The organism is Nitratireductor sp. XY-223 (genome assembly GCF_004959855.1).
Lineage (GTDB): Bacteria > Pseudomonadota > Alphaproteobacteria > Rhizobiales > Rhizobiaceae > Hoeflea_A.
The window spans coordinates 156,655-177,807 of record NZ_SPNT01000003.1 but is presented as its reverse complement, the minus strand read 5'-3'; the positions used below and the strand labels follow the sequence as shown (position 1 = coordinate 177,807).

Here is a 21,153-nt window from a genome sequence, read left to right as displayed (position 1 = left end):
CTTGCAACGGGAACGATGGACATGACTTCGGATGCCGCAACAATCCGTGTCGCTTCGGTGCAGTGGCGCGCGGAAAGAACCATGGATCCGGCCGGCTTTTATGAACGCCTCGAATTCCACGTGCGCGCGGCGGCTGACTACGAAGCGGACTTCGTGGTCTTTCCCGAGCTCTTCACACTGTGCCTGCTTTTCTCTGAAGAACGTATCGAATCGCGGGACGTAGCGGCGCGTTCGCACGCACACACCGTCGCGTTCACCGACCGCACCCGATCGCTGGCACGCGAAAACGGGATTAATATCGTCGCCGGTTCGCACCTGACGGTCGACGAGGGCGGCACGGCCCGAAACACCGCATTCGTGTTCACGAGGGACGGCAGCACCCATGCGCGCGACAAGCTGCATCCGACCCCGACGGAGGCCGGTGCCTGGTCGGTTGAAGGCGGCGGCTCGGCCGACATCATCGAGACGGACCGCGGACCGGTCGGCGTGATGATCTGCTATGACAGCGAATTTCCGGAACTCGCACGCCATCTGATCGACCAGGGCGCCTTGGTCCTCTTCGTGCCCTACCTGACCGACACCGTGCACGGACATTGGCGGGTGCGCCACTGCTGCGCCGCGCGGACGGTCGAGAACCAGTGCTATGTCGCGACCGCCGGGATGACGGGGCAATTTTCCAATGTTCCCGAACAATACAGCGCATTCGCGCGCTCAGCGATCCTGACACCCTGCGACCTGCCCTTCGCGCGCGACGGGATCGCTGCCGAGGCGAGCGAGAACGCGGAGGCCATCATCTTCGCCGACCTCGACCTACAGGCGCTCGAGCGGGCGCGCCGGGAGGGTACCGTCAGGAACCTCTCCGACCGCCGCCACGATCTCTATTCGGTTGTCTGGAAGCGCTGAGCGTTATCGCTTCGTCGTACTGTGTTCATAGAGTGGATATTGAACTGAGTTTCGCCGACGATAGTTACTGCCTGAAATCCGCCGAAGGAATGACCATGAAATTCGCATTTCTGCCCGTCAGCCTGACCTGCATCCTGTTCCTGCATCTTGCCGCACCGGCCATTGCCGACGAGCACCAAGCAAATGTCCATCTCGGTCCGCGCCCGTTCTATCTGCTCGACAGTCTCAATGACGGCGAATTGAAGGAAGCGCTGAAAGCCTGCGAGAAAGGGCCGTTCTTCAAGAGCGAGTTCTCGATCGGCCACCGCGGCGCACCGCTGCAGTTTCCGGAGCACACAGAGCAGTCCTACCGCGCCGCGGCCCGCATGGGCGCCGGTATCCTCGAATGCGACGTCACCTTTACCAAGGACCGCGAGCTGGTGTGCCGCCATTCGCAATGCGACCTGCACACGACCACCGATATACTCCTGAAGCCGGAAATCGCCGCGAGTTGCAGCGTGCCGTTTACGCCGGCCGATTCCGCCGGCGGCAAACCGGCGCAGGCCAGATGCTGCACATCGGACATTACGCTCGAACAGTACCGCCAACTGACCGGCAAGATGGAATCCGCCGACAGGAACGCGACGACGGTCGAGGAATATGTCGGCGGCCTGGCGAAATGGCGGACGGATCTCTACACGACGGGCGGGCGGCTGTTGACGCTTGCCGAATCCATCGCGCTCTTCGAGGAACTCGGCGTCAAGCATACGCCCGAACTCAAGTCGCCCTCGGTCGACATGCCCTATGAGGGCGATTTCACCCAGGAACAATATGCCCAGAAAATGATCGACACCTACAAGGAAGCGCAGGTGCCAGCAAGCCGCGTCTTCGCGCAGTCTTTCAATCCGGCGGATGTCACCTACTGGATCAAAAACGAGCCGGAATTCGGCGTACAGGCCGTCCTCCTCGACGGCCGTTTCAGTCGCGGCGCGTTCGATCCGCAGGATCCGAACACCTGGAACCCCTCCATGGATGCGCTTGCGGCTATGGGCGTCAAATATATCGCACCGCCGCTCTGGGTGCTGGTGACGAAAGGCGACGACGGAAAACCGGTTCCGTCGGCCTATGCGGTCGCGGCCAGGGATGCCGGCCTCGACATCATCACCTGGACGCTTGAGCGGTCCGGGCCGCTCTCGTCCGGCGGCGGCTGGTACTACCAGACCATCGGCGACATCACACGGAACGACGGCGACGCGCTTGTGCTTCTTGACGTGCTCGCCCGTCAGGTGGGTGTCGTCGGCGTCTTTTCCGACTGGCCGGCGACGACCACGTTCTACGCCAACTGCATGGGGCTCTGACGGCTATCTTCCCTGCTTGGTAATGCTTGAAAACGCCACTGCGGTGATGACGATCGCGCCGACCATGATCTCGCGGATGTAGCTGTCGACGGCGAGCTGGGTGAGGCCGTTGTCCAGCACGCCGAGGATAAGCACACCGACCAAAGTGTGTTGAACGCGCGGTTCGCCTTCCTCGCTCATCGTCATGCCCAGGAATACGGCGGCGATCGCGTCCAGCATGAGGCCGCTGCCCTGTGTCGGATTTGCCGATGCGACACGGCTCGAATACATCAGGCCGGCGATGGCCGCGCCGAGCCCGGTCAACGCAAATGCCGACAGGCGCAGCGACTTGACCCGCACGCCCGCCAGCCGCGCGGCCTCCTTGTTGCCTCCGATCGCATAAAGCCGCCGTCCATAGGTCGTCTGCTCCAGCACAAACCAGACAACCGCAAGCACGACCAGTGCCACAAGGCTGAGAAAAGGCAGTTTCAGCCCGTCCAGACCGACGGAATCGAGGGGCACGCCGCTGCGCGCAAACCCGGAGAATTCACTTGGTATGTCGCGTCCGAATATGGTCCGGCCGCCGCTGACCAGGAAGGCGAGGCCACTGAACATGGTGAGCGTCCCGAGCGTCGCGACAAATGGCAGGATGCCGACGAGAGACACGAGAACGCCGTTGAAAACGCCTCCCAGCAGACCGACGAGCAGAGCCGCTGCAACACCGACATAGACCGGATATCCCAGCGAAAATAGAACTGCCGCCGTCACGCCCGCGAGGCTTGCCATGGAGCCGACCGAAAGATCGAAATCGTTCATCACCATGACGATCGTCATGGTGAAGGCCACGACGGCCAGCATGCTGATCTGCTGGGAAATATTGATCAGGTTGCCGGACGTCAAAAACGTGCCCGGCAGAAGGACCGAAAACAGCACGATGATCAGGGCGAAGCCGATCAGGGTGCCGTAGAGTTTGAGTATCCTAATCATAGATCCACCGCATTCCGGTTCACGACGCATAAATCCGGCGCAGAAGGTCCGCCGGCGTCAGGCCTGCCGCATCGACGATCGCCTGCTGTGCGCCGTCGCGCATGAGCAGCACGCGATCGCACATGCCAAGGGTCTCCGACAGATCGGTCGAAGTCATCACAACCGCGCACCCGGCCTCGCTCAGCTCCCGGACAAGCGCGTAGATATCGTATTTGGCGCCGATATCGACACCCCGTGTGGGCTCATCGAGAACCAGGATCGATGGCGTCTTGCCAAGCGCCCGCGCGAACAGGACCTTTTGCTGGTTGCCGCCGGAAAGCTGGTAGGCGGGCTGCGAAAGACCGGCGGCCTTCAGGCGCACATATTCGGATGTCTTGTGCGCCATCGCCTGCTCGCCGCGCCGGTCCGCAAGAAACGCCAGCCGCCTTAATGTGTCGAGATGCGGCAGAACGGCATTGTCGCGCACCGGCATTTGGAGCATCAGTCCTTCGCCCCTTCGTTCCCTCGGAATATAGGCAATCCCGCTCTTCCAGGCCTCTGACGGCGATTTCGGCGCGGCTCCCGAGAGGCACTCAAGACGTCCCTGGCGTGGCTCCGACAGCCCCATGACTGTTCGCAACACCCCGCTTTGCCCGGCATTAGCCAGGCCGGCGACGCCGAGTATCTCGCCGGCGCGCAATTCGAATTCGAGCCCCGACACCTCTTTCGTCGATACACCGGATGCCGCATAGGCCACCGCCGCGCCGATGGCGCGCGAACGCGGCGGATACATGTCCTCGACGGACCGCCCGGTCATCGCGATAATGATCTCCTCCTTGCCGGTCCTGGAAATCGGAGCCGTCAGGGCATTGCGGCCGTCGCGAAGCACGGTGACGCGATCACACAGCCGCATCACTTCGTTTATGCGGTGGGAAACGTACAGCACCGCGGCGCCGCTTTCCTTCAAACCGGCAATTACGCGAAACAGCTTTTCCGATTCCTCGCCGGTCAATGCGGCCGTCGGCTCATCAAATACATAAAGATCGGCGGTCATGCCCTCGGCGTCGACCAGGCAGCTTGCGATCTTTATGAGCATCTGATCGCCCGTATTGAAACGCGCTGCCTGCCGTGCGGGTTCGATATGGTCGATGCCAAGGCGCGACAAGGCGTTTCTGGCCCGGGTGTTGAGTTCCTTCCAATTCACCGCGATCCCGAAGCGGCTCGGATAAGGCAGACCGAGTAGGATGTTCTCAGCCGCCGAGAGCTGCGGGACGATGTTCAGTTCCTGGTGGATGAAGCGGAAGCCGGCGTCATAGGCGTTTTTGGCATTGGCGAGCGGCAACCGGCGGCCGTCCTTCTCCAGTTCCAGCGCGTCAGCGGTCTCGACCCCCGCGAGGATGCGGATCAAGGTGCTCTTTCCGGCGCCGTTCTCTCCCATCAGGGCATGGATCTCGCCACCACGCAGATCCAGGCTCACATCGGCCAGCGCTGGCGATCCGGCGAAGGATTTCGACAGATTGCGGATGGAAAGCTCATGCATCGCCGCATCCTCCGGAACGGGGCAGACCCCGGCCGGGGTCCGCCAGGATCGGCAAGGAGCCTACTTGTCTACATTCGACTTTGTCACCAGGACCGTTGGAACGTAAATCACCTTCTCCCGAATTTCTTCTCCGGAAATGGCCCGCGATACCGCATTCGCCGTGGCCTTGCCGATGCCGATGAAGTCCTGCGCAATGGACGCCTCGAAATTGCCGCCGGCCGCAATGGCATCGCGGGCCTGCGGATTGGCGTCTATACCGACGATCACGATGCCCTCGTCAGCCCGTCCGGCATCCTCGATCGCCTGCAGCGAGCCGAGGGCCGGCTGATCCCAAGCGGCCCAGACGGCCGAAATGCTTCCCGGCTCCGGATTGGCTGCCAGGATGGCCTCCATCTTGGCGCGGCTGTCGGCAATGCCGCCGTCCTGCACGTCCGGCGTGATGCGGTCGATAACCTCGATGTCGGGGAAATTTCCGAACACCGCATCCGCGATGACCCCGCGGATCTGCACGGGCGGAAAGGCGTCGAACACGAACATGACGACACGGCCCTTGCCCTCGATGCGGTTGGCGACGTAGACTGCGGTCTCCGCCGCCATCGCATAGCCATTCGAGGTGACGTTGGTCGCGACCAGCGGATCGGCGCCGCTGTCCATGCCGATCACCGGAATCGAGGCGGCCGCAGCGGTCTCCAGACCGGCGGCAATTTGCGCCGGATCGACATTGATGACGATGGCATCGACCTTCTGCGTGACCGCGTCCTCTATACGGCTGATAACGGCGGCAACGTCGCCGGCGGTATCAATGACATTGACGTTCCAGCCCTTGTCGGCGGCTTCGGCCTGAAATCCCTCAACGTACATCTGGGTTCCGGGCTGGGCCAGATACGGGGTGACGACGGTGACGTTCTGGGCCATGGCCACGCCGGTAAACAGGACCAGCGCGGTAAAGGTTCTTGCGATCGTTCCGGCAACAAACATTATTTTCCTCCCGGTTATGTCGTTGTTCGTGAAAGAATAGGCGCGCTCCTGCGGATGAAGAACCGTTTTCGGACCTGTCCGGCATTTCAACCGTCGAAAACAGCAGTTTTCGGATAGTGGTCCCGCATCAGGCGCGCCCGGCATCGGCGTTCAACCATGCCCGGCAAAGTTCGGCGTTGGCCGCGATTGCATCGACATAGATCGAAAAAAGACGGTCATACAATGCATGCATCTCGGGATCCGGCTCGTAGGTGCGATCGAAACGCGTGATCTGCCGGAAGATCGCCGAAAGGTCCGGATGCATTTCGATCGCCCAGCCGGCCAGCCCGGCCGCACCCAGAACGCCCGGATCCTTGACCGCCAGTCTGCGGCACTGACGGCCGAGCACGTTGGCGCGGATCTGGTTCCAGATTTCTGTCTGGAAGCCTCCGCCGCCACAATTGATGGCATCGTTCTCAATCCCGGCGGAGGCCTCAAGGCTCTGCAACAGCAGCCGGGCGGAAAAGGCCACGCCCTCATAGACCGCGCGGGCCATGTCCGCGCCTGATGTGCGTTCCTCGATCCCGAGAAAGAGGGCCCTCGCATCCGCGTTCCACACCGGTGCCCGCTCGCCGTGCAGATGCGGGAGGAAAATGGGCGCGGGGCGATCGAAATCCGAGCGCGCCGCCAGGGCGGCCATCTCGTCGGGCTGAAGTCCCTGCAGCCCGCAATACCACAATTGCGAAGCGCCACCCGACTGGGTGGGACCGGCATGCAGGCGAATGTTCTGGTATTCCGGGAAGACAACGACACCCGGCGTCGCCTTGACGGTCCGGCTGGTAATGCCGAGGATTTCGCTGGTGCCGCTGAGATAGACGGTGGTCCTGTCGGCATGGCCGCCGGAACCGAGCAATCCCGTCCAGGCGTCCATGGTGCCATTGGCAACCGGTATGCCGGCCGCCGATCCGTGGCGCACGCGGCCGACCAGCGATTTCATGTCCCTGAGCGGGACGAGGCGCTCGGCCGCTCCGGGCACCAGCTCCAGCGCGTCGGGAACATAGTCAAGCGATTGCCCCACAAGACCGATGTTGGACAGCGGATCGGCGGTCAACTCGCCCGTCAGCCGGAAGATACAGTAGTCCTTGGGCAGCATCACATACCTGGTCTTTTCCCAGACATCCGGCCTGTGGCGCGCCATCCAGAGCATCCGGGCCAGCGCGTTGCTGGCGTCGATCGGCATCGGCGCTCCCCACCAGGCAATCCGCTGTTTGTCCGAAACGCGGGCGTCAAGCTCGGCTGCTTCGGCGCCGGCGCGGCCGTCCTGCCAGACAATGGCGGGAAAAAGCGGCGCACCGTCCGCACCGACGAAGACATGGGTATTGACCTGCGAGCAAAGCCCTATGGCGGCAATCGGCAGGTCCTTTGCCGCGAACCGCTCGAGCGAAGCCGACACAAGCGAAACCCAGTCCTCCGGGTTCTGCTCGACCAGGGCGCTATCCGGCCGGCTGGTTGCATAGGGGGCGGAAAAGTAGTCCACCAGGACACCCGTCGAATCCAGCAGGCCCGCCTTGACCGCCGTCGTTCCAACGTCAATCCCAATGACCAGGTCACCTTCCATCAATCACCTGCCTGATTTCGCCAAGATAGTCCGACAGGGCCGCCCTGCCCTTTTCGGCCATCTTCACGGTTTTCGATCCGATCACAATGCCGTCCGCGCCGCAGTCCAGGGCATGCCTGCACTGATCGGGTGTCGAAAGGCCGACACCGAGCAGAACCGGGACCGAGACGCCGCTTTGCCGAAGACGCTGCAACCGGGCCTTGGCCGAGCGGTCGAATCCGGCCCGGATGCCGGTTTTGCCGGCCGCGTATTGCAGAAACACGTAGGATGTGGCCGACCGTGCCCGGGCAAGATCCCCTTCGCGCATGTGATGGGGCGCAAACTCGGCAGTCGATACGCCGGCCGATTTCGCATCCGAGACCAGGCGTTCGCGGTGGCTGCCATCCGCACCCGCGCAAAGGAGTATGTCGGTTCCTGTCCAGTCAAACGTCTCCTCTGCCAGTCCCGGCTGCGGATAGGCGAAGATCACGCCGAGCGAGCCGCCTGCGAGACCTGCCGTCATCCGCAACGCCTCGCCGGCATCCGCCAGGCGTCCTTGTCCGGTTGAACGCAACATCGATTGCCTGATCGTGTCGCCGTCGTGGTGGGGATTGGCCGACTTGATGCCGAGCTCGATCAGATCGACCCCGAATTCATCGTAGATTTTCAGATAGTCGAGCGGCACCAGCGGATCGCACACCGGAAAGTACGCCGAAAGAAGTTTGCTGCCAGATGCATCGATGCGGTCGAATAGCGCGCTGCCGGTTCCGTCCATGGGCGCAATCTGCACGCGGCGGCAGACCCCGCAACTCCAGAAAGCGCGGCGATATCCGAATGCCGCATCAATCCTCACGAGACGAGCCGGCGTTGCCTTTGAAGCAAGGTCTCCGACGGATTTTCCCCGTATCTGATCCGGTAGTACTGAGAAAAACGTCCGAGATGGTTTATGCCGTATTTGCGCGCCACGCCGGCCACCGAACCCTTTCCCGAAATCAAATCCTGCCTCGCCCGGTTCAGGCGGCGCTCGAGGACATATTGCTTGGGAGAACGCTTCAGGAATTTTAGGAACCCGTCATAGATCGTGCGCTCGCTGACGTTCCCGACGCGGGCAAGCGTCGATACTCTGAGGTCCTTCGAAAGGTGGTCTTCGATATAGGCGACACTGCGTTTGATGTGGACCGGCAAAATCCTGAAGGCCGGGCCCTCCAGAAGGTGGCCGTGGACGTCGGCCCAATACTCAAAGACGTTGTCGATCACCGCAGCCGCCAGCGGTGTTTGTGCGACACTCCCGTTGTCGAGCCGAAGGCTTCGCTCCAGTTCCTCATAAAGAAGGTGCATCAGCCGCCTGATCCGCCAGCCGGCAGGCCGGTTCAGATCAATTTCGGGCGACACTTCCGGCAATTCGGCGACCGGATTGTCGAGCCGCTGTTGCCACCGGGTAATGAGCTCGGAGCGCTTGATCTTGAGCATCAGCTGGGTCGTGCCCCTGGCCCAGACGGAGTGGATGCGTTGATCCGGCGAAAGAAACAGCGCCGTGTCATAGCTCGATCCCAGGTGCATTCCGCCCTGCTGTACGCGGGCGCCGCCGGCGACCGGCATTTCGAGCATGAAGAAGTCCTTGAAGGCGCCCGGGTCGATCTCGACATGGGAGCCGTAACGCAGGACGTTGAAGGACCCGACGGGGACTTCGGCGCCGACGTGGAAGAAATCGAAATCAAGATCGCCAGCAAGGCACGTCAGGTGATGCGATTTGTAGCGCTCGCTCATGATGTTCTGGGCAACCGCCGGCTGATCGGAGCGGAAGCACGCGCCGGCGCCCGGTCCACCGTCAAAGAAATCCAGATTGGTCAGAGGCTGATCGCCCATGAAATCACACGCATATCGCTGCATTTTCTTCTGTCATGGTGCATGGGGCCGGTATATTTGGCAAGCAAGGCACCGGAAACCCTATCCGAATCCTGCCGCGCGGCGGGAAATCAGATCAGAGCCCGCCGGCAATGCGCACAATCGAACCCGTTGTGTATGACGATTTTCCGGAGGCCAGCCACAGGACCGCCTCGGCGATATCCTGCGCGAGGCCCGCCCGCCCGAGAGGCGCGGAGTTGGCGACCATTGCCGGGCGGTCCGGGTTGCCTTCCGTCCTGTGTATGTCGGTATCGACGGTGCCGGCCTGAATGGCGTTGACCCGGATGCCGAGTGGGCCGACTTCCTTGGAAAGGCCGATGGTCATGGCATCGACCGCCGCCTTTGATGCGGCGTAGTGGACATACTCTCCGGGACTGCCGAGCGTCGCAGCGATCGAGGATATGTTGACGATCACCCCGCCGCTGCCGCCATGGGCGGTCGACATGCGCTTGATGGCTTCCCTCGCGCAGTAGAAGGCACCCTCGACATTGACCGCAAAGGTCCGCTGCAGCACCGCGTCGGAAAGGTTCTCGACTGTCGTCGCCCCTCCGATCACCCCGGCATTGTTGACGAGCAGTGCCGGCGGACCGAGTTCCGCGTCGCAAAATTCGAACAGCGCCGCTACTTCGTCGGGCAACGCCACATCGGCCCTCTTGGCAGCCGCCTTGACCCCATGCGCGGCGCATGTCCCGGCTGTCCGCTCTGCGGCTTCGGCATTGGACGCGTAGTTGACACAGACATCGTAGCCGTGCTGCGCGGCCAGTATCGCCGTCGCGGCGCCGATGCCGCGCCCTGCCCCGGTTATGATCGCCACCTTTGCCATCGGCCTACTCTCCCGCCGCGTGCGCCCGTTCTATCCGGGCACGTTCCCGAATCTCGCGGATGCTCGACCAGCTGTAAAGCGCCAGTGCGGACCAGATCAGAACGAAGGCCAGCAATTGCAGCGAAGAAAACGGTTCGCGGAAGACGAACACGGCAATGAGGAAGATCAGCGTCGGCGCCGTGTACTGCATCAGCCCCATGGTCGAAAGCCGCAGCATCCTGGCACCGAGCGCGTAGAAGATCAGCGGCAGCGCCGTTGACGGGCCGGCGAACAGCATCAGCATCGTGTCGGACGTGTTGCCGGCCATGAAATGGCCCATTCCCTCGATATCGAGCGCCATCAGCACGAACAGCGCGGGCAGGCACAAGAGTACGACTTCGAGGAAAAAACCCTGGGAAGGGCCGATCGGCATGGTTTTTCGGAAATAGCCGTAAAGCCCGAAGCTGAAGGCAAGAGAAAGCGAAACCCACGGAAGGCCTCCGGCGTCATAGGTCAACACGGAAACGGCGATGACCGCCAGGACAATGGCGGCCAATTGCGGGCGCGTGAAGCGCTCGCCCAGGAACAACGCCCCCAGCATGATGCTGACAATCGGATTTATGTAGTAGCCGAGCGCGGTCTCAACCGTGCGCTCATTGGCGACAGCCCAGGTGTAAATGCCCCAGTTTACTGCGATCAGGGCGGATGTGAGAGCCGCGAGCGCAAGCGTCTTCGGGTTCTTGACGGCCTGTTTCAAATCGGATGTCCGGCCCATCCACAGGATGATCAATCCGGCGACGGGGATAGAACACAGGACACGGTAGGCAACAACCTCGATCGCGGGCACGTGATCGACGGCCTTCATGTAGAAGGGCAACAGGCCCCACATCAGATAGGCGCTGATCCCAAAGGCGAATCCACGTGCTGCCGTGTTGTCTGGCTCGTTGCCGTTCATGGCTTCGTCGTTTCTATTCAGATTCAGTGGCTTGGAACGTCGTGCGGACAATCAGAATCAAGCGGCCGCAGCACGTTCCATTATCGGATGGCCGGCGCCATGCCGACGCATCACGCAATCACATACGGATATCGATGGCAAGCATGTTCACCCGCCCTTGCGTATTTTGAGCAGCTTGTAGGTCACCGAATCCATCAACGCCTGGAACGAGGCGTCGATGATGTTGTCGGAAACGCCGACGGTCCACCAGCGTTCGCCCGTCTGGTCGCGCGATTCAATAAGGACCCGCGTCACAGCCTCCGTGCCGCCATTGAGGATACGCACCTTGTAGTCCGTCAGTTCCAGGTCCTCGATCTCGTCCTGGTATTTGCCGAGATCCTTGCGCAGCGCGATGTCGAGCGCGTTGACGGGACCGTGGCCCTCGGCCACGGACATTTTTGCCTCGCCGTCGATCTCGACCTTGACGATGGCCTCGGACACGGTCTTCAGATTGCCATTGGCATCGAAACGGCGCTCCACCATCACGCGGAAACTGTCCACCTTGAAGAACTCGGGAACCCGGCCGAGCGTGCGCCGCGCCAGCAGTTCGAAACTGGCGTCCGCGCCCTCATAGGCATAGCCGGAGGCCTCGTGTTCCTTGACGATGGAGATCAGCCGGTCGAGCCGCGGATTGTCCTTGGCGACATCGATACCACGTCGCTTCAACTCGTTGATAAAATTCGATTTTCCACCCTGGTCCGAAACCATCACCTTGCGCTGGTTGCCGACCGTCTCCGGCTCCACGTGCTCGTAGGTCTTCGGATCCTTTAACAGCGCCGAAGCGTGGATGCCGGCCTTGGTGGCAAAGGACGAAGCGCCGACATAGGGCGATTGCGGTTCGGGCGAACGGTTCAGGAGCTCGTCGAAGGCGTGCGAGATGCGCGTCAGCTGTTTCAGTTTCTCGCCGTCGATCTCGGTCACGAAGCGCTGGTTCCAGAGCGGTTTCAGGACCAGCGTCGGAATGAGGGTGACGAGATTGGCATTGCCGCACCGCTCGCCGATGCCGTTGAGCGTACCCTGGACCTGCCGCACCCCGGCATCGACAGCGGCCAGGGAGTTGGCGACCGCCTGACCGGTGTCGTTGTGCGCGTGAATGCCGAGATGGTCGCCGGGTATGCCGGCGGCGATGACATCGGAGACGATCTGTGCGACCTCGGCCGGCTGCGTGCCGCCGTTGGTATCGCACAGCACAACCCAGCGGGCGCCGGCCTCGAAGGCCGCCCGGGCGCAGGCCACCGCGTATTCCGGGTTGGCCTTGTAGCCGTCGAAGAAGTGCTCGCAATCGACCATCGCTTCCTTGCGGGCCGCCACCGTCGCCTCGACCGAGGCTGAAATGCCCTCGAGGTTCTCTTCGTTGGTGATGCCCAGCGCAACGTCCACGTGGTAGTCCCAGCTCTTGGCGACAAAACAGACCGCGTCGCTCTGCGACTGCAGCAGCGCCGATACGCCCGGATCATTGGAAGCCGACACGCCCGCGCGCTTGGTCATGCCGAAGGCGACAAAGGCAGCGTTCTTCAGGCGGTTCTTTTCGAAAAACGCCGTGTCTGTCGGATTGGCGCCCGGATAACCGCCCTCGACATAGTCGACACCGAACTCGTCGAGCAGCTTGGCGATGGCAATCTTGTCCTCGACGCCAAAATCAATGCCCGGGGTCTGTTGCCCGTCCCGCAATGTGGTGTCGAACAGGTAGATTTTTTCGCGCTGGCTCATTGTCTCGTTCGCTCGTTCATCGGTCTGGCGGCACACAGGTGCCGCTAAAGCACTTCCCACGTGGTGACGCGGTCACCGGTCTTCGGATCCTTGCCGTCTTTCAGCTGGATGCCGTTCGACGCGAGTTCATCGCGGATGGCATCGGCGCTCGCCCAGTCCTTGTCGCGGATAAAGGCAAGCCGGGTTTCGATACGCTCGGCGATCACCGCCTCGTCGACATCCGTCGTCTTGGCTTGTCTGTATTCGGAAAAACCGAGCATTTTCATCGTTGACGCCAATGCCGAACCCTCCAGGGCACTCAGCCTGGCAAGCACCCCCGGAAAATTCAGATCGTCCGACAGCGCCTCGATGACATCGGCGTCGGGGGCCGCATCGTCCGGCGCGTCGCCGGCACGCCGGGCGAATTTATCCAGAAGCCGCTCCGCCTCCTCCAGCTTGCGCTGGGAGAAGTCGATCGGTTCGCGATAGTGCGTCATCAGCATGGCCAGCCGCAGCACCTCGCCCGGCCAGCTTCGGCCGCCGAATTTTTCGCTCGCCAGCAGTTCGTGGATGGTGACGAAGTTGCCTTCGCTTTTCGCCATCTTCTTGCCCTCGACCTGCAGGAAGCCGTTGTGCATCCACACATTGGCCATGCGTTCCGTGCCGTGGGCGCAGCGCGACTGGGCGATCTCGTTCTCATGGTGCGGAAAGATCAGGTCCAGACCGCCGCCATGAATGTCGAACACCTTTCCCAGATAGCGCTCGCTCATGGCCGAGCACTCGATGTGCCAGCCGGGACGGCCCGTGCCCCAGGGAGACGGCCAGCCGGGCTCGTCCCCGGAGGACTGCTTCCACAGCACGAAATCGCCCGGGTTCTTCTTGTGGTCGTCGACGGCGATGCGCGCCCCGGCCTGCTGGTCCTCCAGCCTGCGGTGGGACAACTCGCCGTAATCGGGCGTCGAGGTGACATCGAACAGCACCTCGCCGCCGGCCTCGTAGGCATGGCCCTTTTCGATCAGCGCTTCGATCATTTCGATCATCTGCGGGATGTTCTGCGTCGCCCGCGGTTCGAAATCCGGTTCAAGGCAACCGAGTTCGCCGACATCGGCGTGAAACTGGTCCGCCGTCATGGCCGTCACCAGGGCAATCGCCTCGTTGAGCGGCTTGTCCGGATGATCCCGCGCCGCGCGGGCGTTGATCTTGTCGTCCACGTCGGTGATGTTGCGCACATAGGTGACGTGGTCGGCCCCGAAATGATGGCGCAGCAGACGGAACAGGAGGTCGAAGACGATGACCGGGCGCGCATTGCCGATATGCGCGAAGTCGTAGACCGTCGGACCGCACACATACATGCGCACATTGTTCGGATCGATCGGATGAAAGTCCTCTTTCTCGCGCGTCAGCGTATTGTGCAGTTGAAGGCGTCGATCGCCCATAGGTCAAACTCCCTTGTGCCTCTGGCCAGGGCGTTTGTCTTTGCACGGATTTGAGACGAAAACAGCCGGGCCAGCGGTTGGCTAGCGGATAATAATGCAGAAGATGCAAATTGCGGCGGGGCCGCGAAGCGTTTTCATGGCGCAACTTATCGCCGTTCGCGGCCGCAACGTCAAGTCATGCCGCCAACGATCTTTAATCCATCATGAATCAGCAAAACGCAGCAGGAGGCCGACGGCCAGGCCGGCCATGATGAGACCGATGATGATGTCGAGCACGCGCCAGGCGAAGGGCTTGACGAAAACCGGCGCGAGCAGGCGCGCACCGTAGCCGAGGCCAAAGAACCATACGAAGGAGGCCACGCCGGCACCGAGCCCGAAAGCCAGCCGCGCAGTGCCCTGATACCCGCCGGAGATCCCGCCGATCAGCAGGACCGTGTCGAGGTAGACGTGCGGGTTGAGGAACGTCAGGGCAAGGCAGGTGCTCACCGCGGCCCAGAAACCCGCCGCCGTCCTGTTCGCCGCCTCCAGGCCGTGCGGATGCAGCGCGCGCCGGAAGGCGAGCACGGCGTATCCGGCCAGGAAAATGGCGCCGCCGACTGTCACCACGCCAATGAGAACCGGCGAACGGGCGACGACCGTGCCTAGGCCCGCGACGCCCGCCGCAATCAAGAGAGCGTCGGATACAGCGGCGATCAGGCAGACGACGAAGACATGCGCGCGCACCAGGCCCTGGCGCAGAATGAAGGCATTCTGTGCGCCAATGGCGATGATCAGCGAGCCGCCGAGCAGAAATCCCGCTATCGCCGCTCCAGTAATCGGATGGTCGAACATCCTTGTTTCCTGTCTGTCGTGAAAACAGAGCCGCTAGAACAGCGACAGTTGATTGCCGTCTTCCAGTTCGTCGCCGGCTACTTCGGTATTTTCGTCGGCGATGTCAACGTGTTCCTGAAGGTCGGGTCCCATGTTGGAGACCTTGTTGACCCTGTCGGAGACCGGAACAGCCTCGAAGAAATCCGGGTCCGCCGGCACAAGGAGATCGGTCACATGGCGGGGCTCTTGGGTCCTGCAATCAAGCCAGCGGCTGAAGTCCTGTGGTCTGATGACGACGGGCATGCGGTGATGGATGTGCGCGAGTGCCGCGTTTGCGGATGTCGTCAAGATCGCCCCGCTGTCGATCTCCGATCCGTCCGCCGCCAGCAGCGAATCCATCACGCCGGCGAAGGCGACGATGCCGCCGTCGCGCGGACGCACCCAGTAGGCCTGGGGTTTGCCGCGGCCGGTTCGGCGCCACTCATAGAAGCCCGACGCCGGGACCAGCGTCCGCCAGTGGCGCATGGGCCCGCGGAAGGAGGCCTTCTGCTGTGCGGTTTCCGAACGCCCGTTGATGACCAGCGGAAAATCCCTCGGGTCCTTGATCCATGAGGGCAAAAGGCCCCAGCGAACCAGCAGCGCCCTGCGGTCCGGCAAGTTGGTGCCGCGGGGCCGGCCCGTGCCGTCACCGGCGGCGACCATCAGGATCGGTTGCGTTGGCGCGATGTTGTAGCGCGGCTCGTGCCGTTCGATCTCCGACAGCTCGAAGAACGCGGCCAGCGCGTCAGCCGACTGGATCAGCGAAAAGCGTCCGCACATGGGCAATTGTTCCTAGAAGGCCACACGGTCGGCCTCGATTTCCGCGTCGCGCAGCCGTTCCTGGGCGAGGAACAGCTCGTTTTGCTTGAACGAGAGCTGCGTCGCCAGCCGCGCGCGCTCGCCCTCGTCGCCGGTTTCGGCAATCTTGCTTGTGAGATCGTCTATCTCGCCGCGCACCCGGTCGCGCTCCTGGCGGGCATCGTAGACCCGCTTGCCGATCGCATAGGTTCTCAGAAAACCGGGAGCGACATCGGCCGGACAGGACTGTGCATAGTACTTGCCCTCGCGGCCGACGATCAGCCCGTTTTGCGGCCGGCAATACTGCCGGATGCCGACTTCCCATCCGGCCCGCCAGGATGCGGCATCGACCGGCGTTCCGTATCGGGCGCAGGCCTTCTCGTGTTCGACGATATAGGACGAGGCCCTGCCCTGCTGACCGTTGCGCTGTCCGAGATCGCGCCAGTTGGCGGTCTGGCACTCCGCCTCGTTGAGGGTGGCGCAGGCTGACAACGCCAGCGGAACGGCAAGCACACAAATCGCGGCATTCAGTCTGATGGATCGCATTGCGGCACTCTCTGACTGTTTTCCGTACCGAAACTTCAATAGGATGAATCACGGCGAATGACCGTTAGACACCATAGCAAGCAGGACGCGGCAAGGAAGTTTCGAATATGGCTTATCCCCGGATCGCTGTGTCCGCGATTTTGCGGCGCGATGACCGCTTTCTGCTGGTGCAGCGCGGCCAAGGCCAGTCGCAGGGCCTCTACGCCTTTCCGGGCGGCAAGGTGGAGCCCGGTGAACAGCTAGAGGAAGCGGCGATACGCGAACTCGAGGAGGAAACCGGAATAAGGGGCCACAATGCCCGGTTTTTCCGGTTATACGATCTGATTGCCCACGACGCCGACGGTCTGCTGGAAAGCCACTACGTGCTCGCGGTCCACCTCGTCGAGGCCGAGGATGGCCAACAGGCGGTCGCCGCCGACGATGCAGTCGCTGCCGGCTGGTTCACCATTGACGAAATCCGGACCCTTCCGACGCCGCCGAGCGTCGTGGAATGCATCGAATATATCGACCTGCACGGCCTGGAGGCCGAGCCGCGCGTGCTCTCGATGGAAGCCTGATCGGGCCACCGGCATCAAGAAATTGTGAGGACCGTTGAGTGGCTGCACGCTCGATGGCCTTGCTAGATTGCCCCGGGAACAATCCGGAGGACGAGCCATGGCCGCCGCGCAACCAATCATCCGGTTCGGTGCAACGTTTCTGACCTTTTTACTGCTGACGGCCGGCGCAGCCAAGTCGAACCCGGACGCGTGGAGCCGGGAGGGCTGGTCGACGGATTTTTCAAAGCACACGATCGACTACGCCGAAATCATGTCGGGCGGTCCGCCCAAGGACGGCATTCCGTCAATCGACAGCCCGAGCTTCGTCCCTGTCTCCGAGATTGAGGACCTGGTTGATCGCGAACCCGTCATGGGACTGGAGATCAACGGCGATGCGCGTGCCTATCCGCTGCGCATCCTCATGTGGCACGAGATCGTCAACGACACCGTCGGCGGCGTTCCCGTGACGGTGACCTATTGCCCGCTGTGCAATGCCGCGCTGGTCTTCGACCGCCGGGTCAACGGTGCGCCGGATACGTTCGGCACCACGGGCAAACTGCGCAATTCCGATCTCGTCATGTATGACCGGCGCACCGAAAGCTGGTGGCAGCAATTTACCGGCGAGGCGATCGCTGGGGAACTGACCGGCACGAAACTGAAACTCGTACCTTCACGGCTTGAATCGTGGCAGAATTTCAAGGCCCGCCACCCGGGCGGCAAGGTGCTCGTGCCCAACAATCCCCGCATGCGCGATTATGGGAGAAACCCCTACGCAGGCTACGACACGCTGAACCGGCCGTTCCTCTACCGGGGCGAGTTGCCGAAGGATATTCCCGCAATGGCACGGGTCGTCGTCGTCCGCGACGGCGGCGAACCGATCGCCGTGACCATGCTGAAGGTGCGTGAAGAAGGACCGCTGAAACGGCGCGGCCTTACCATCGCCTGGCAGGAAGGACAGTCCTCGGCGCTCGACACGTCCAATATCGCCGCCGGGCGCGAAGTCGGCAATATCACCGTGCAACGCGACGGGAAAGATGTGCCCTACGATGTGACATTCGCATTCGTCGCCCACGCCTTCATGCCGGACACCGAAATCGAAAAGGCGGCCAGCGAATAGGCATTGCCGCCGGCCGGCGGAATCGAACATACGGCAATCGTTAAGGTTCATTGCACAATGCCGCTTTCGCGGAATTTCCCTTCCGTGCTAAATCTGCGCCATGAAACGTCTTTGCAATGCGGCTGCGCCAGCAGCCCTTACACTGTTTCTTGCCGTCGGCCCGGTTGCCGCGCAGACGGTCGAACCGCCCTATGAGGAGCGGCTGATCCGGCTTTCCGAAATCGTCGGTTCGGTGCATTACCTGCGCAAACTATGCCTTGGCTCCGACGAGGGCTGGCGCGCCAAGATGCAGAGCCTGATCGATATCGAGGCGACTGATCCGGACCGGCGGGCGCGGTTCGTGGCGGCATTCAACAAGGGCTACCGGTCGTTCGCGTCGGTGCACCGAAAATGCAACAGCGTCGCGGTAGAAGCCGAGGAACTTTACCGCAAGCAAGGGCTTGAGCTTGCATCGGAGATCATTGCACGCTACGGGAATTAGTAATTTGTTAACCTGATCTTTGACTGCGCCGTTTCTGCTGTGATTTGCGTGTTACTTTAAGATCGGGAAGTTGTGGAGATTAAATCTCCAGGTGGTGATATGACAGAAACGAGTTTGTCCGAAATAGACGAAATGATCGTCTACGAGAAAATGCAAGCCGCCCTTGAACATCAGAACGAGGCCTGGGCGGAGGGCGTTGCCGACGGCATCGAACCGGAAATCATCGCGGACGCGGCTTTTGTGACGGTCATGCGCGAGACGGTCAAGCTGTTCGGCGAGGACGCCACCGAGGCGATGCTCGAGGATTTGAAGCGGCGCATGCTGACGGGAGAATTTTCGCCGGAGCGTCTGATCCAGTAATTCAGGCCTGCCGGCGGTGCACTGGGAGCGGCTGCAGGGATGCCGAAAACGCGGGGAGCCGGATGCGTTGTCGGTGGGATCACGGCTTTGCTGCTGTTGAGCCCGCTTCCGGACGGGCCCGCCCATGCGGCGGCAAAGCCAAGCCTCCTTCAATATGACCGCGTTGAATCAGACACAGACAAGCTGGCGCTGAGGGTTGTCGGCGAAACGGAAGCGGAAGACGAAGCGTCTCCCGATGACGAGCAGCCCGGGATCCCGATCGATACTGAATCAGAGCCCGGCGATAAATTCGAAACCGACGTAACGATAGACGAGGCAGCTCCGGGGCCCGGAGAGGACGTCGCCGTCATCTACGATACCGACATGCTTCCGGCGCCTGTGCGGCGCATGCGCGAGCTGATTATCGAAGCAGCGTCAAAAGGCAATATCGAGGGGCTGAGACCGCTGCTCGGAACCGGCGTATCGCAGACCCAGCTGTCGATCGCCGGCTATGAGGGCGATCCGATCGAATTCCTCAAGGAGACCTCCGGCGACGGAGAGGGTCAGGAATTGCTGGCCATCCTGCTCGACATCTTCAGTGCCGGCTATGTGCATCTCGATCCGGGCGAGCCGGAGGAGCTTTATCTGTGGCCCTATTTCTACGCCCTGCCGCTCGAGCGGCTGGACGACCGCCAGAAAGTCGAGCTTTACCGCATCATCACGGCCGGCGACTACGAGGACATGAGGGGTTTCGGCGCCTATATCTTCTATCGCACCGGAATCGGACCGGAAGGCGACTGGAAATTCTTCGTCGCAGGGGACTAGGCAAAAGAGACCTCTTGCCCAACATCGTTTGCCGGACTACCTACGGTTTTGCTGAACAAACGCAAACTAGACTAGGGGCGTCATGCACTGTGTTGCACTAACCGACCGCACGCTTGTCGGTGTCTCCGGCGACGACGCGCAGATGTTGCTGCAAGACGTCATTTCCTGCGATGTCGAAAACCTGCCGGACGGTGTTGCCCGACCCGGCGCATTGCTGACACCACAGGGCAAGATCCTGTTCGAGTTCCTGGTATCGCGCGATGGATCGGACCGCTTCCTGTTCGACCTCACGCAGGACCAGGTTGCCGGGTTCCAGCAGCGCATGACGCTGTACCGGCTGCGCGCCAAGGCAGAGATCGCGCCGGTGGAGGACAAGCCGGTCCATGCGGCCTGGGGCGGAGAACCTCGGGGAGGCTGGCTTCGGGACGACCGCTTCAAGGGCGATGCGGACGTCTTCCGTTTTTATGGTGCCGCACCGGCACAGACCGCGCCGCGCGCCGATTACGACCGTCTTCGCGTGGAAAACGGCGTCGCCGAGGCGGGCCCCGATTACGCCCTGTCGGACGCCTTCCCGCACGACATTCTGCTCGATCTCAATGGCGGCATTTCCTTCAAGAAGGGCTGCTTTGTCGGCCAGGAGGTCGTCTCGCGCATGCAGCACCGCTCCACCGCCAGGCGCCGCATCGCAATCGTCGCGGCGCAAGCCCCCCTGCCCGATACCGGCACACCGCTTACCGCGGATGGCCGTCCGGTCGGCACGCTCGGCACCGCAGCCGGCGACCGCGGCCTGGCGCTCGTGCGGGTCGACAAGGTGGCTGCAGCCATGAAAAGCGGCACGCCGGTGCTTGCCGGCAACGTCCCGGTGGTCGCCAGCCTGCCGGCGTGGAGCGGCCTTTCCCTGGCAGCGGACGAAATTGCGGGCGAGGCCTGAGATGCCACCAGCCAATCCGCCACCACGCGCCTGGCAAAGGATGCTGTCCGGTCGCCGGCTGGACCTTGTCGATCCCTCGCCGCTGGATGTCGAAATCACCGACATCGCCCACGGTCTTGCCCGTGTTGCCCGCTGGAACGGCCAAACGATCGGCGATCACGCCTTCTCCGTTGCCCAGCATTCGCTGGTTGTCGAACAGATTTTCCTGCGCTTGCGGCCGTCCGCCAGCCCTGACGAGTGCCTCGTGGCGCTGCTGCACGATGCGCCGGAATATGTCATCGGCGACATGATCTCGCCTTTTAAGGCGATCATGGGCGGCGACTACAAGAAGGTCGAAAGGCGGCTGGAGGAAGCGGTGCATCTTCGCTTCGGCCTGCCGCCCGTGACGCCAAAGGCACTGAAGGCGCTGATCAAGCGCGCCGACCGCATCTCGGCCTTTTTCGAAGCGACCGAGCTGGCCGGCTTTTCGGAAAAGGAGGCCGCGAAACTTTTCGGGCGACCGCGCGGAATAAGCCGTGATATGGTCTCGCTCGATCCGCTGCCGGCCACGGAGGTGCAAGGGGATTTCGTCCGGCGCTACGACGAAATCGAAACGCTTCGCGGGCACGCCAGGAAACGCGCATAAG

General features: G+C 62.2%; 22 protein-coding genes. 9 read left to right on the top strand and 13 right to left on the bottom strand.

Features of this window, described 5'->3' with window-relative positions; all coding sequences use genetic code 11:
• Positions 1 to 21 precede the first annotated feature (21 nt).
• Both E4M07_RS12435 and E4M07_RS12430 read left to right on the top strand, forming a co-directional pair.
• Positions 22 to 903 carry a carbon-nitrogen hydrolase family protein gene (locus tag E4M07_RS12435; RefSeq protein ID WP_169054196.1) on the top strand — a complete coding sequence of 294 codons (882 nt, stop codon included), beginning with the start codon at positions 22 to 24 and terminating at the stop codon, positions 901 to 903.
• Between the two features lie 95 nt (positions 904 to 998).
• Entirely contained in the window at positions 999 to 2,240 is a 1,242-nt protein-coding gene (locus tag E4M07_RS12430; RefSeq protein ID WP_136658675.1) for a glycerophosphodiester phosphodiesterase family protein, read from the top strand.
• A 3-nt stretch (positions 2,241 to 2,243) separates the two neighbouring features.
• On the opposite strand, the gene E4M07_RS12425 is transcribed toward E4M07_RS12430, so the two are convergent.
• The 13 genes from E4M07_RS12425 to E4M07_RS12365 all read right to left on the bottom strand — a co-directional run bounded on the left by E4M07_RS12425 (position 2,244) and on the right by E4M07_RS12365 (position 16,298).
• Positions 2,244 to 3,206, bottom strand: coding sequence for an ABC transporter permease (locus tag E4M07_RS12425; protein ID WP_136658674.1), 963 nt, complete (start codon positions 3,204 to 3,206; stop codon positions 2,244 to 2,246).
• A 19-nt stretch (positions 3,207 to 3,225) separates the two neighbouring features.
• Positions 3,226 to 4,725: a sugar ABC transporter ATP-binding protein gene (locus tag E4M07_RS12420; protein WP_136658673.1), complete on the bottom strand. Its 1,500-nt coding sequence runs from the start codon at positions 4,723 to 4,725 to the stop codon at positions 3,226 to 3,228.
• Between the two features lie 60 nt (positions 4,726 to 4,785).
• Positions 4,786 to 5,703, bottom strand: coding sequence for a substrate-binding domain-containing protein (locus E4M07_RS12415; protein ID WP_136658672.1), 918 nt, complete (start codon positions 5,701 to 5,703; stop codon positions 4,786 to 4,788).
• Between the two features lie 127 nt (positions 5,704 to 5,830).
• The gene (locus E4M07_RS12410; RefSeq protein WP_136658671.1) at positions 5,831 to 7,300 is read right to left on the bottom strand and encodes an FGGY family carbohydrate kinase; all 1,470 of its coding nucleotides are present in this window, start codon (positions 7,298 to 7,300) and stop codon (positions 5,831 to 5,833) included.
• Positions 7,290 to 8,054, bottom strand: a complete 765-nt coding sequence (locus E4M07_RS12405) for a tryptophan synthase subunit alpha (protein ID WP_136658670.1) — start codon at positions 8,052 to 8,054, stop codon at positions 7,290 to 7,292. The genes E4M07_RS12410 and E4M07_RS12405 overlap by 11 nt, the downstream gene beginning before the upstream one ends.
• Positions 8,055 to 8,128: 74 nt before the next feature.
• Complete coding sequence (locus E4M07_RS12400) at positions 8,129 to 9,145, bottom strand: AraC family transcriptional regulator (protein WP_169054195.1); 1,017 nt, start codon at positions 9,143 to 9,145, stop codon at positions 8,129 to 8,131.
• A gap of 115 nt (positions 9,146 to 9,260) precedes the next feature.
• On the bottom strand, positions 9,261 to 10,007 hold the full coding sequence (locus E4M07_RS12395) for an SDR family oxidoreductase (RefSeq protein WP_136658668.1): 747 nt from the start codon (positions 10,005 to 10,007) through the stop codon (positions 9,261 to 9,263).
• Between the two features lie 4 nt (positions 10,008 to 10,011).
• Complete coding sequence (gene rarD, locus E4M07_RS12390; protein WP_136658667.1) at positions 10,012 to 10,941, bottom strand: EamA family transporter RarD; 930 nt, start codon at positions 10,939 to 10,941, stop codon at positions 10,012 to 10,014.
• 147 nt (positions 10,942 to 11,088) lie between these two features.
• Complete coding sequence (gene cimA, locus E4M07_RS12385) at positions 11,089 to 12,690, bottom strand: citramalate synthase (protein ID WP_136658666.1); 1,602 nt, start codon at positions 12,688 to 12,690, stop codon at positions 11,089 to 11,091.
• 44 nt (positions 12,691 to 12,734) lie between these two features.
• Positions 12,735 to 14,105, bottom strand: coding sequence for a cysteine--tRNA ligase (gene cysS, locus E4M07_RS12380; protein ID WP_136658665.1), 1,371 nt, complete (start codon positions 14,103 to 14,105; stop codon positions 12,735 to 12,737).
• Positions 14,106 to 14,306: 201 nt separating this feature from the next.
• Complete coding sequence (locus E4M07_RS12375; protein WP_206057265.1) at positions 14,307 to 14,921, bottom strand: LysE/ArgO family amino acid transporter; 615 nt, start codon at positions 14,919 to 14,921, stop codon at positions 14,307 to 14,309.
• A gap of 48 nt (positions 14,922 to 14,969) precedes the next feature.
• The gene (locus E4M07_RS12370) at positions 14,970 to 15,734 is read right to left on the bottom strand and encodes an SOS response-associated peptidase (protein ID WP_136658663.1); all 765 of its coding nucleotides are present in this window, start codon (positions 15,732 to 15,734) and stop codon (positions 14,970 to 14,972) included.
• 12 nt (positions 15,735 to 15,746) lie between these two features.
• A complete protein-coding gene (locus E4M07_RS12365) occupies positions 15,747 to 16,298 on the bottom strand; it encodes a DUF2799 domain-containing protein (protein WP_136658662.1) in 552 nt (183 codons plus the stop codon).
• Positions 16,299 to 16,405: 107 nt separating this feature from the next.
• On the opposite strand from E4M07_RS12365, the gene E4M07_RS12360 reads away from it, so the two are divergent.
• From E4M07_RS12360 to E4M07_RS12330, 7 genes are all read left to right on the top strand, one after another.
• A complete protein-coding gene (locus E4M07_RS12360; protein WP_136658661.1) occupies positions 16,406 to 16,855 on the top strand; it encodes an NUDIX domain-containing protein in 450 nt (149 codons plus the stop codon).
• 97 nt (positions 16,856 to 16,952) lie between these two features.
• Positions 16,953 to 17,951, top strand: a complete 999-nt coding sequence (locus E4M07_RS12355) for a DUF3179 domain-containing protein (RefSeq protein ID WP_136658660.1) — start codon at positions 16,953 to 16,955, stop codon at positions 17,949 to 17,951.
• Between the two features lie 100 nt (positions 17,952 to 18,051).
• Positions 18,052 to 18,432 carry a TIGR02301 family protein gene (locus tag E4M07_RS12350; protein WP_136658659.1) on the top strand — a complete coding sequence of 127 codons (381 nt, stop codon included), beginning with the start codon at positions 18,052 to 18,054 and terminating at the stop codon, positions 18,430 to 18,432.
• A gap of 99 nt (positions 18,433 to 18,531) precedes the next feature.
• Positions 18,532 to 18,792 (top strand): hypothetical protein, encoded by a 261-nt coding sequence (locus E4M07_RS12345; protein WP_136658658.1) that lies wholly within the window; start codon positions 18,532 to 18,534, stop codon positions 18,790 to 18,792.
• Positions 18,793 to 18,831: 39 nt separating this feature from the next.
• The gene (locus E4M07_RS12340; RefSeq protein WP_136658657.1) at positions 18,832 to 19,596 is read left to right on the top strand and encodes a hypothetical protein; all 765 of its coding nucleotides are present in this window, start codon (positions 18,832 to 18,834) and stop codon (positions 19,594 to 19,596) included.
• Positions 19,597 to 19,678: 82 nt separating this feature from the next.
• Entirely contained in the window at positions 19,679 to 20,527 is an 849-nt protein-coding gene (locus E4M07_RS12335; protein WP_136658656.1) for a folate-binding protein YgfZ, read from the top strand.
• A gap of 1 nt (position 20,528) precedes the next feature.
• Positions 20,529 to 21,152 (top strand): HD family hydrolase, encoded by a 624-nt coding sequence (locus tag E4M07_RS12330; RefSeq protein WP_136658655.1) that lies wholly within the window; start codon positions 20,529 to 20,531, stop codon positions 21,150 to 21,152.
• Position 21,153: the final 1 nt, after the last annotated feature.

What these genes read in the sequence shown, in the direction of transcription:
- E4M07_RS12435 (WP_169054196.1), top strand. Translation starts at nt 22, where the DNA reads ATGACTTCGGATGCCGCAACAATCCGTGTCGCTTCGGTGCAGTGGCGC.
- E4M07_RS12430 (WP_136658675.1), top strand. Translation starts at nt 999, where the DNA reads ATGAAATTCGCATTTCTGCCCGTCAGCCTGACCTGCATCCTGTTCCTG.
- E4M07_RS12425 (WP_136658674.1), bottom strand. Translation starts at nt 3,206, where the DNA reads ATGATTAGGATACTCAAACTCTACGGCACCCTGATCGGCTTCGCCCTG.
- E4M07_RS12420 (WP_136658673.1), bottom strand. Translation starts at nt 4,725, where the DNA reads ATGCATGAGCTTTCCATCCGCAATCTGTCGAAATCCTTCGCCGGATCG.
- E4M07_RS12415 (WP_136658672.1), bottom strand. Translation starts at nt 5,703, where the DNA reads ATGTTTGTTGCCGGAACGATCGCAAGAACCTTTACCGCGCTGGTCCTG.
- E4M07_RS12410 (WP_136658671.1), bottom strand. Translation starts at nt 7,300, where the DNA reads ATGGAAGGTGACCTGGTCATTGGGATTGACGTTGGAACGACGGCGGTC.
- E4M07_RS12405 (WP_136658670.1), bottom strand. Translation starts at nt 8,054, where the DNA reads ATGGACGGAACCGGCAGCGCGCTATTCGACCGCATCGATGCATCTGGC.
- E4M07_RS12400 (WP_169054195.1), bottom strand. Translation starts at nt 9,145, where the DNA reads ATGGGCGATCAGCCTCTGACCAATCTGGATTTCTTTGACGGTGGACCG.
- E4M07_RS12395 (WP_136658668.1), bottom strand. Translation starts at nt 10,007, where the DNA reads ATGGCAAAGGTGGCGATCATAACCGGGGCAGGGCGCGGCATCGGCGCC.
- rarD (WP_136658667.1), bottom strand. Translation starts at nt 10,941, where the DNA reads ATGAACGGCAACGAGCCAGACAACACGGCAGCACGTGGATTCGCCTTT.
- cimA (WP_136658666.1), bottom strand. Translation starts at nt 12,690, where the DNA reads ATGAGCCAGCGCGAAAAAATCTACCTGTTCGACACCACATTGCGGGAC.
- cysS (WP_136658665.1), bottom strand. Translation starts at nt 14,105, where the DNA reads ATGGGCGATCGACGCCTTCAACTGCACAATACGCTGACGCGCGAGAAA.
- E4M07_RS12370 (WP_136658663.1), bottom strand. Translation starts at nt 15,734, where the DNA reads ATGTGCGGACGCTTTTCGCTGATCCAGTCGGCTGACGCGCTGGCCGCG.
- E4M07_RS12365 (WP_136658662.1), bottom strand. Translation starts at nt 16,298, where the DNA reads ATGCGATCCATCAGACTGAATGCCGCGATTTGTGTGCTTGCCGTTCCG.
- E4M07_RS12360 (WP_136658661.1), top strand. Translation starts at nt 16,406, where the DNA reads ATGGCTTATCCCCGGATCGCTGTGTCCGCGATTTTGCGGCGCGATGAC.
- E4M07_RS12355 (WP_136658660.1), top strand. Translation starts at nt 16,953, where the DNA reads ATGGCCGCCGCGCAACCAATCATCCGGTTCGGTGCAACGTTTCTGACC.
- E4M07_RS12350 (WP_136658659.1), top strand. Translation starts at nt 18,052, where the DNA reads ATGAAACGTCTTTGCAATGCGGCTGCGCCAGCAGCCCTTACACTGTTT.
- E4M07_RS12345 (WP_136658658.1), top strand. Translation starts at nt 18,532, where the DNA reads ATGACAGAAACGAGTTTGTCCGAAATAGACGAAATGATCGTCTACGAG.
- E4M07_RS12340 (WP_136658657.1), top strand. Translation starts at nt 18,832, where the DNA reads ATGCCGAAAACGCGGGGAGCCGGATGCGTTGTCGGTGGGATCACGGCT.
- E4M07_RS12335 (WP_136658656.1), top strand. Translation starts at nt 19,679, where the DNA reads ATGCACTGTGTTGCACTAACCGACCGCACGCTTGTCGGTGTCTCCGGC.
- E4M07_RS12330 (WP_136658655.1), top strand. Translation starts at nt 20,529, where the DNA reads ATGCCACCAGCCAATCCGCCACCACGCGCCTGGCAAAGGATGCTGTCC.